Origin of the sequence: Zoogloea sp. (assembly GCF_028693495.1) — a bacterium.
In the GTDB taxonomy this organism is placed as follows: domain Bacteria; phylum Pseudomonadota; class Gammaproteobacteria; order Burkholderiales; family Rhodocyclaceae; genus Zoogloea.
Genome location: NZ_JAQUVG010000119.1, coordinates 1 through 10,004, shown reverse-complemented (window position 1 = coordinate 10,004; position 10,004 = coordinate 1). Strand labels below are relative to the sequence as shown.

At 67.3% G+C, this 10,004-nt stretch carries 5 protein-coding genes; 2 read left to right on the top strand and 3 right to left on the bottom strand.

Translation table 11 applies throughout. From position 1 onward, the window contains the following. Window positions 1–112 precede the first annotated feature (112 nt). Window positions 113–2,737 carry an EAL domain-containing protein gene (locus PHD22_RS15205; protein WP_299868713.1) on the top strand — a complete coding sequence of 875 codons (2,625 nt, stop codon included), beginning with the start codon at window positions 113–115 and terminating at the stop codon, window positions 2,735–2,737. A 21-nt stretch (window positions 2,738–2,758) separates the two neighbouring features. Here the strand turns inward: PHD22_RS15205 and purT are convergent, their stop codons facing one another. After that, window positions 2,759–3,973 (bottom strand): formate-dependent phosphoribosylglycinamide formyltransferase, encoded by a 1,215-nt coding sequence (gene purT, locus PHD22_RS15200; RefSeq protein ID WP_299868710.1) that lies wholly within the window; start codon window positions 3,971–3,973, stop codon window positions 2,759–2,761. A 70-nt stretch (window positions 3,974–4,043) separates the two neighbouring features. After that, window positions 4,044–5,672 carry a methyl-accepting chemotaxis protein gene (locus PHD22_RS15195; RefSeq protein WP_299868707.1) on the bottom strand — a complete coding sequence of 543 codons (1,629 nt, stop codon included), beginning with the start codon at window positions 5,670–5,672 and terminating at the stop codon, window positions 4,044–4,046. A gap of 181 nt (window positions 5,673–5,853) precedes the next feature. Here PHD22_RS15195 and mutL point away from each other — a divergent pair, with 181 nt between their 5' ends. Then, the gene (gene mutL / locus PHD22_RS15190; RefSeq protein ID WP_299868704.1) at window positions 5,854–7,686 is read left to right on the top strand and encodes a DNA mismatch repair endonuclease MutL; all 1,833 of its coding nucleotides are present in this window, start codon (window positions 5,854–5,856) and stop codon (window positions 7,684–7,686) included. A gap of 9 nt (window positions 7,687–7,695) precedes the next feature. Here mutL and PHD22_RS15185 read toward each other — a convergent pair whose 3' ends face one another. Continuing rightward, complete coding sequence (locus PHD22_RS15185; RefSeq protein ID WP_299868701.1) at window positions 7,696–9,873, bottom strand: bifunctional diguanylate cyclase/phosphodiesterase; 2,178 nt, start codon at window positions 9,871–9,873, stop codon at window positions 7,696–7,698. Window positions 9,874–10,004: the final 131 nt, after the last annotated feature.

Genomic DNA, 10,004 nt, shown 5'->3' with positions numbered 1-10,004 from the left:
CCCTCCGTCATCGGTGGCCCCCTGCATACCCTGCTGGAGTTCGATCTGGGGCTCCGCCGCATGCGCTGGCACACTCCCTGGCCCGTGCAGGCCGCCCGCTGAAGGCCCTCCCGTGACTGCGGATCCTTGCCCTGCCCTCCCGCGGCCCTCCATCCCACCCGGTGACGAGGACGCTCGCCTGGCCCGCCTGCATGCCCTGCGGGTGCTGGATACGGCGCCCGAAGCCTTGTTCGACGGCCTGGCCTCTGCCGCAGCCACCGTCTGCGACACCCCCATCGCCCTGATCAGCCTGATCGATGACAAACGCCAATGGTTCAAGGCCAATGTCGGCCTGCCCGGGCTGCACGAATTGCCACGGGGGCAGACCCCGTGCGCTGAAGCACTCCTCGCCGGCAGTCTCCTGGAAATCTCCGATGTCCGTCAGGAGGCCCGCTTCCGGGACTGCTCACTGGTGGGCACAGCGCCCGGAATCCGCTTTTATGCGGGGGTCCCGCTGAGACTCAGCGATGGCTGCCGGGCCGGCACCCTGTGCGTCATGGACTACCGCCCCCGGGCCCTGGACGCACGTCAGCACCTGATTCTGGATTCCCTGGCCGGCACCGTCACCCAGGCTCTCGAGTTGCGGGAACAGGCCCGGAATGCCCTGCAGAGCGCCACCGAACAGACCCGCCTGACCCAGACCCTCCTCGACCACGTGCTGGAAGGGATCATCACCATCGACGATGCCGGCCGGATCCTCAGCTTCAACCGGGAAGCGGAGCGGATCTTCGGCTTTGGAGCGGCGGAAGTGATCGGACGTCACGCCGGGCTGCTCCTGCCGGAAGACGGGGTCGCGCGGATCGAGCGCTACCTGGGCGCGCCAGCCCCCGACCAGGACGGCGCCATCCTGGACCGGGGACGCGAAGGACGGGGCCGGCGCCGGAACGGTGAGATTTTTCCCCTGGAACTGGACGTCTCCCGCAGCCCCATGAACGGACGCGCCTTCTATGTCGGGGTGATCCGGGACATCAGCCAGCGCCGGCACATGGAGCACCGCCTCGCCGAAAGCCTGGATCAGCTCCAGGTAACCCTGGACTCGATTGCCGACGCGGTGATCACCACCGATGTGCACGGCACGATCCGCTGGCTCAACCCGGCGGCCGAGCGCATGACCGGCTGGGGCTGTGGCGAGGCCACCGGGCGCCCCCTGGGCGAAGTGTTCACGATCCTTGATGAAACCACCCGCAAGGTCATGCCGGACCCTGTTGCCCGTTGTCTGGCCCTGGGGCGCACCGTGGGCAAGTCGGACCAGCCCGTGCTGATCAGCCGGGACGGCTCCGAATACGGCATCGAGAAGTCCGCTGCCCCCATCCGGGACGACGAGGGGAGCGTCCATGGTGCCGTGCTGGTCTTCCGGGATGTGTCCGAGCGACGGCAGCTGAGCCGGGAGATGACCCACCGGGCCACCCACGACGCCCTCACCGGCCTGGTCAATCGGGCCGAGCTTGAAGCGCGGGTGCGGCGCCTGCTGGAACATGCCCGGAGCCACCGGGGCAGCAGCAGCCTGATCTTCATCGACCTGGATCACTTCAAGGCGGTGAACGATGCCTGCGGCCATCTGGAAGGAGACAAGCTGCTCAAACAGGTCAGCAGCCTGCTGCTCCATGCGGTCAGGGCACGGGACACGGTGGCCCGGATGGGCGGTGACGAGTTCGCCGTGATCCTTGAGCACTGCGACGTGAGCCAGGGCTTGCGGATCGCCCAGAAAATCTGCGGTCAGATGGAGGACTTCCGCTTCATCTGCGACGGACGGGCCTTCCGGGTGGGCACCAGCATCGGTCTGGTCCCCCTTGATGAGCGCTGGCCAGATGCAGCCCAGCTGTTCCAAGCCGCCGACTCGGCCTGCTACATTGCCAAGGAAACCGGCCGCAACCGGGTCCACGTGTGGATGGACAGCGTCGAGGGCATCCAGCTGCGCCAGGGGGAGATGCAGTGGGTCGAACGCCTGGAGCAGGCCCTCGACGAAGATCGCTTCGAACTCTTCGCCCAGCGCATCCTGCCAGTGGCTGCAGCCCGGGCCAGAGCAGACGTGGAGCTGGAAATCCTGCTCCGCCTGCGCGAGCCGGACGGCAGCCTGGTCGGTCCCGGAGCCTTCCTGCCCGCTGCAGAACGCTTCCACCTGGCCACCCGCATCGACCGCTGGGTGGTGCGCCATGCCTTCGAGTGGCTGACCCGAAATCACCACCGGCAACAGGTCGGGCTGCTGTCCATCAACCTCTCGGCCCAGTCCCTGTCCGACCGGGCGTTCCCCACCTTTGTTGAGGAGAGAGCCCGGGAGACGGGCTTCCCCCTGTCCCGCCTGTGTCTGGAGATCACGGAAAGCACCGTCATCGGTCATCGGGCCGAAGCGGTCCACTTCACCCGGCACATGCATCAGCTGGGCGCCCGCATCGCAATTGATGACTTCGGTTCCGGGGCGTCGTCCTTCGGCTACCTGCGGGATCTGTCAGTGGACTTCATCAAGATCGACGGGCAGTTCATCACGGGCCTGCTGGACGATCCCCTGGACCAGGCCTCGGTGAAACATTTCATGGATCTGGCCCAGGTGGTTCAAGTGGGTACCATCGCCGAGTTCGTGGAACGTCAGGATGTCCTTGAGGCCCTGGGCCTCCTGGGTATTGAACGGGCCCAGGGGGCACTCCTCCACCAGCCGGAGCCCCTGGACAGCCTCTCCCTCCAGGCCGTGTCCGCCACCTGAGGGCCCCGGCCCCGGCCCCGCTCAGCCCCTGACCGGACGGACCTTGCCGGCGGCCATTCTGGCGCGGCTGCGCGCCTCGTCCACATCGGCACCATTGGCGACCACCACGCCCATCCGGCGGCGGGTGAAGGCCTCCGGCTTGCCGAACAGGCGGATGTCGCTGCGCGGCACCGCCAGCGCCTCGGCCACGCCTTCGAAGGCAATCCCTTGCGCCTCCATGCCACCGTAAATGACGGCGGAAGCGCCGGGCTCGGAGAGGCCCACATCCACCGGCAGGCCCAGGATGGCCCGGGCGTGGAGTTCGAATTCGGAGAAGCGCTGGGAGCACAGGGTAACCAGGCCGGTGTCGTGGGGCCGCGGGCTGACCTCCGAGAACCACACCTGGTCGCCCTTGATGAACAGCTCCACGCCAAACAGCCCGCGCCCGCCCAGGTTGGCCGTGACGGCCCCGGCAATCTCGCGGGCACGCGCCAGCGCCACCGGGCTCATCGCCTGGGGCTGCCACGACTCCACGTAGTCGCCCGACACCTGCACGTGGCCGATCGGATCGCAAAAATAGGTCTGCACCGCGCCCGTGGCGTCACAGGCACGCACGGTGAGCTGGGTGATCTCGTAGTCGAAGTCGATGAAGCCCTCGACGATCACCCGACCCTGGTTCACCCGCCCGCCCGCGGCGGCATAATCCCAGGCCGTCTGCACGTCGTCCGGCCCCTTGAGCAGCGACTGGCCCTTGCCCGACGAGGACATCACCGGCTTGACGATGCAGGGGTAGCCGATGGCAGGCGCGCCGTCGCTGCCGTCGATGGCAGCCTGGAGCTCGGCCAGGGAGTCGGCAAAGCGGTAGGGCGAGGTGGGCAGGCCCAGTTCTTCGGCGGCCAGCCGGCGGATGCCCTCGCGGTTCATGGTGAGCTGGGCGGCGCGGGCGGTGGGGATCACCTCGGCCAGGCCCTCGGCCTCGATCTCCACCAGCATCTCGGTGGCGATGGCCTCGATCTCGGGGACGATCAGGTGGGGCTTCTCCTGCTCGACCAGCGCCCGCAGCGCGGCACCGTCGGTCATCGGGATCACGTGGGCGCGGTGGGCCACCTGGTGGCCCGGAGCATTGGGATAGCGATCCACCGCAATCGTCTCGACCCCCAGGCGCTGGAGGGCGATCAGGACTTCCTTGCCGAGCTCTCCCGAGCCGAGCAGCATCACGCGCAAGGCGCTGGACGAGAGAGGGGTGCCGAGTTTCATGGATCGCTCCGGGGTTGGGATGAGACCCCGGATTATACGGAGGGCCCGCCCGGCGCGGCGCCCTGGGCGATCACACCTGGAAACGGGCGATCTGCTGCTTGAGGTTTTGGGCAATTCCCTCCAGTTGCCGGGCGTTGTCCTTGGTCTCCCGGGTGGCCTGGTGGGTATCCTCAACCATGCCGGCAATCTGTTCCACCCGCTGGGCGATCGACGTACTGGCCATGCTCTGCTCGCGGGTCGCACTCGCCACGTCCCCCACCCGCTCAAGAGTGTGACGGGCGCCAACCTCGATGGCCCGCAACAGCTCCACCGCCGAACTGGCCCGCTGGACGCCCTCCTGCACCTCGGGCAGGGCCGCATTCATGGCCCCCACCGCAGCGCCTGTCTCCCCCTGGATGCCGACGAGCACTTCCTCGATCTCGGTGGTGGCCGAGGAGGTGCGCTCCGCCAGTTTGCGTACTTCGTCGGCCACCACCGCGAAGCCCCGGCCCTGCTCGCCCGCCCGGGCGGCCTCAATGGCCGCGTTGAGGGCAAGGAGATTGGTCTGGCCGGCAATTTCCTTGATCACATTGGCAATGGAAGACACTGCCCGGGTCCGGTCCTCCAGCACATGAATGCGCCCGGACGCCTCGCTGACCGTGTCCGAAATCTTCTGGATGGCCCGGGACGCCAGGTCCACCCGTTCCGTGCCTTGCCTGGCCAGATCCACGGCTTCGGTGGAGTAGCGGGCACTGTCGTCGGCACTGTCGGAAATATGCGAGGAGCTGACGGTCAGCTCCTCGATGGCGGCCGCCATGGCCGAGGTCGCGTCGGCCTGGTTGCCTGCCGCATCCGAAATATGGCCGGCCGCAGCGGCGATCTCCATCGCATTCTTCACCAGCCGGTCGGCGGCATCGTTGATCTCGGACACCAGCTCACGCAGCGCACGGACCATCCCCCCCGCATCGTGCAGGAGACTGCCCTCGGGAGCAGCAGGCACATCCACACAAAGCTCCCCTGCGGCAACACGGCGCATCACCCGGGCGGCATCCACTGGTTCCCCCCCCAGCTGGCGCAGGATGCTCGATCCGATCCGCCAGCCGAAGAAGCTGAGGAGGGCCAGCAACGCTGCTGCCATCACCGCCAGCAGCCGGGCACCGGCCCAGTAAGCCTGATCGATGTCGTTGACATAGACCCCCGTACCCACCACCAGATCCCAGGGTGCGAAGTAGGCGGAGTAGGCCATCCTTGGCTCTGGTGGGGCTCCCTTGCTGCGCTCCCACATGTAATCGGTGACCCCGCCACCCGCCCTGGCCGCAGCCACCAGCTCGCGGATCAGGAACTTGCCGTCCGGATCCTTCATGTCCCACAGGCTCTTGCCCTCCAGCTCGGGCTTGATCGGGTGCATGTAACTGGTGCCATCGGCCTTGTAGAGGAAGAAGTACTCTTCACCGCTGTAGCGGACGGCGGCGAGGCTGGCCTTGACAGCCTGGCGAGCCTCCGCGTCGGACAGCTTGCCGGCCGACACCTGGGAATGGATCTGGGTCATGATGCCCAGAGCCGTTTCCACCTGGCTCTTCAGCTTGTCCTGACGATCCGTCACCATCGTGCTTCTCAGCTCAAACAGGGCGGTGATGCACAGGACAACCATGCCGAACAGGGCCAGGCCCACCAGCCACTGGATACGTGTCGCCACGCGCACTTCCTTGCGGGGATTCATTGTTCGATCTCCTTGAATGGACTCCGGCCGGGCCACCCAACCGTAGGGGGCAGGTCCGGTCAGCATGAGCCAGTAACGGCACCACCGGACAATGCTGAAGTCAGCCCGCCGACAGGGGCCAGGGAGCCCCATGCCAGCGCCCCGACGTTACAATCCCTGCCCCACGCTCCCGGAAACCTCCATGCCCATCCATCTGCTGCCCGACCACCTGATCAACCAGATCGCCGCCGGCGAGGTGGTGGAACGGCCCGCCTCGGTGCTCAAGGAAGTGCTGGAGAACGCCATGGACGCAGGCTCGACCGTGGTGGACGTGCAGCTGGAACAGGGCGGCGTGCGGCGCATCCGGGTGGCGGATGACGGCTGCGGGATCCCCAGGGACGAACTGCCCCTGGCCCTGGAGCGCCACGCCACCAGCAAGATCGCCAGCCTGGACGACCTGGAGCACGTGGGCACCATGGGCTTCCGGGGCGAAGCCCTGGCGGCCATCGCCGCCGTGTCGAGGATGAGCATCACCAGCCGCGCCGACGGTGCCCCCCACGCCTGGCGCATCGACGCCGACCCCCGGGAACTGTCTCCCGCCGCCCTCAATCACGGCACGGTGGTGGACGTGGCCGACCTATACTTCAACACCCCGGCCCGGCGCAAGTTCCTGAAAAGCGAAGGCACCGAGTTTGCCCACTGCGACGACGTGTTCCGGCGTGTTGCCCTGGCCCGCCCCGACGTGGCCCTGCAACTGAGCCACAATGGCCGGGTGAGTCACCGCCTGCCCGCAGGGCCCCGGGAAGCGCGGGTCCGTGCCCTGCTGGGGGACGACTTCCTGGCCGCAGCCCGTCCTGTGGAGGCGGAAGCCGGCCAGCTGCGCATCCATGGCTTCGCCTCCCTCCCCGCCTATTCCCGCAGCAGCCGGGATGCCCAGTTCTTCTACGTGAATGGGCGTTTCGTACGGGACAAGCTGGTCACCCATGCCATTCGCGAGGCCTACGCCGACATTCTCCATGGCAGCCGCCACCCCGCTTACGTGCTGTTCCTGGAGCTGGACCCCTACGGCGTGGATGTGAACGTCCATCCGGCCAAGGTGGAGGTGCGCTTCCGGGAGTCCCGGGCCGTCCACCAGTTTGTCTACCACGCGCTCAACCGCAGCCTGGCGGCCTCGGGGGCCGGCGGAGCGCCGATGGCTGGCGGCGATGGCGGATCCTCCCTGACGCCGCCTGCGGCCGACACCGGGCATGCCCCGCCAGCCTTCATCCCCCCGCAACAGGGGCGTCTGGCGATGGAGCCGGCATCCCGGGCGTATTTCGATTTCGCCGCGTCCGCCCGCCCCGAGGCCGGCACAGGGGAGGCCGAGCGCTTCAGCCCTGCCGCCTTCGCGCCTCGGCCAGGCGGCAGCGCCCCCCCCCCAGCCCTCGCCCCGGCGCTGCCGGCCAGCGACCTGGCGCCGCCGCTGGGCTACGCGCTGGCACAGCTCCACGGGGTGTATGTCCTGGCGCAAAACGAGGGTGGGCTGATCCTGGTGGACATGCATGCGGCCCACGAGCGGATCCTCTACGAACGCCTGAAGACCCTCCTCGACGGCACGCCAGGCGTACAGCGGCTGCTGATCCCCGCGGTGTTCGGGGTTGGCCCCAAGGACATGGCCAGCGCCGAAGAACATGCCGACCTGCTGGAGCGGATGGGCTTCGAACTGGCGCCTGCCGGGCCCCAGGAGCTGGCCGTGCGCAGCGTGCCGGCCCTGCTTGCATCGGCTCCGGTCGGCGAGCTGGTGCGGGCGCTGCTGGCCGAGCTGCGGGACTACCCGGCCACGGAGGTGATCACTGCCCGCCGCAACCAGCTGCTGGCCACCATGGCCTGCCACGGTGCGGTCAGGGCCAACCGCACCCTCACCCTCCCCGAGATGAACGCCCTGCTGCGGGAAATGGAAGCCACCGAGCGGGCCGACCAGTGCAACCACGGCCGCCCCACCTGGACCGCCCTCAGCATGGGCGAGCTGGACCGGCTCTTCCTGCGTGGCCGCTGAGGATTCAGTTCAATCCAGCCCCCGCGGCCACAGACCCTCCCGGCCCATCTGCCGCAGCTTCCCGGACACCCCCACGGCAGGCAATGGACGGTCAAAGAAATAACCCTGGTACTCGTCGCAATCCAGATCCTGCAACAGGTCATGCTGGAGCGGCGTCTCCACGCCCTCGGCAACCACGGACAGGCCAAGGCTGTGCCCCAGGCTGATGATGGCCCGGGAGAACTGGAAGTCCTCGGACTCCGGACGCAATCCATCGACGAAAGATTTATCGATCTTGATCACATCGATGGGGAGCCGCTTGAGGTAAGCCAGACTGGAATAGCCGGTCCCGAAATCATCTACCGCCACGGTCAGACCCCGGGCACGCAAATCGGCCAGGGTCTTGATCATGTGCTGGGGATCCGCCATCAGCTGGGTTTCGGTGATTTCCAGCTCGATGCTGCCGCTGGGCACGGCGTGACGATCTAGGATACGGAACAGGCTGCTAGAAAACCCCTGGTCCTGGAACAGCCGCACCGAGCAGTTGACCGCAATCCGCGGACAGGCCAGACCATCCCGGTGCCAGGCCGCAAGGAGGGCGGCCACGCTTTCGACGACAAAATCGGTCAGGGGCAGGATCAGCCCGCATTCTTCGGCAATCGGGATGAAGCGTGCCGGCGACACCGCACCGAACTCCGGACTTTGCCAGCGCAGCAGCGCCTCCAGCGCCCGCAGCTCACCTCCCCGCCCCAGCCGGGGCTGGTACACCACCGAGAGCTCACCCCGCTCCATGGCCCCCCGCAAGGCGGTCTCCAGAGACAGGCGCTCGGTGGCCGTGGCTCCGATCTCCGGGGTGAAACGATGCACCCGCGCCCGCCCGGCCGCCTTGGCGGCATACATGGCGGTATCCGCCTGCTGGAGCAGCTGAGGCAGGTTGCGGGCATCTTCCGGATACTGGGCGATGCCGATGCTTGAACTGACGGCCACCTCCTGGTGATCCAGGAGAATCGGCTGGGCAATGGCTTCCTGGACCCGTTGCAGCACTGTGTCCGGGCTGGACTCCGGCTCGCCACGCTCCAGGAGCAGCACGAATTCGTCACCACCATAACGGGCCAGCACGTCAGTGCTGCGCAGGCACCGGGACAGTCGATCGGCCACGGTCAACAGCAGCTTGTCTCCGTAGAAGTGGCCAAGGGAGTCATTGATGATCTTGAAATTATCCAGATCGATGAAGGCCACCAGAAGGCCCTCCCCCCGGCGGTCGGCCCGCCTGGCGTTCTCCTCGAAACGCTCGGCGAAGCTGTTCCGGTTGAGGAGACCGGTCAGCTGATCGCGGGTGGCCTGATTGCGCAGGCGATTCTCCGCTTCCCGCTGGGCGGTGATGTCCCTTACCGAACCCTCGTAATAAAGGAAACGGCCGTCGGTATCCCGCACGCTATGGGCACTCTCGCTGATCCACACCACACTGCCGTCCCGGCGGCGGACCGGAGAGACGAAATCCCTGACCTCCCCCTGAATCTGCATCAGGGCGATGAATTCGCCCCGTCGCTGCGGATCCACGTACAGCTGACTGCCCACGTGACGCAGTTCGGCAATCAGCCGGGCTGGCGAGTCGTAGCCATAGATCGCGGCGAGGGCCCCATTGGCGGCCAGATAGGTGCCGTCCGCCGAGGTCTGGAAATGCCCCTCGCTGGCGGAGTCGAAAATGCTCCGGTAACGCAGTTCCGCATCGGCCAGTTGCTGGAGCGCACGCACCTCTGCCGTGATGTCCTTGATCTGCGCCTCGGTGTATAAATCCCCCTCCGGAGCGCGACGGCCAGCCCCCTGCTCGCTGACCCACAGGACGGTGCCGTTGCGATGGACGATCCGGTAATCCACCCGATAACGGGCTCCAGCCTCGACCGCTTCCCTCAGCTGCACGAACAGGCTTTCCCTGTCCTCCCCGAGCACCAGGTGGCCGAAGAGCAGACCCTCATCGCGGATCAGGGACTCCACCGACCAGCCGCACAGGGCTTCCGCCCCGGCGCTGGCATACACCAGGTGACGGGTCTGACCGTTGGCACCGAGACGGGCCTGAATCACCATCCCCTCCAGGGCAGTGAGGACCCGATCAGCCAGGCAAGGCGGGTGCTGGGCCGCCAGATCGACCGGGTCGGACAGTCCCCCGGTGGTGGCGAGGCGCAGATGGGTGCACCGGCAGGGGCTCACTCGGGCACTCCTTCCATCCACACGGCCGCCATCAGTTCAATCCAGGTGAACACGGCATCCATGGCCTCGGTGGCTCCCCGGTAAAACTCGACAAGCGGATATGCCACCCGCTCCTGCAGGAACTCGGCGCG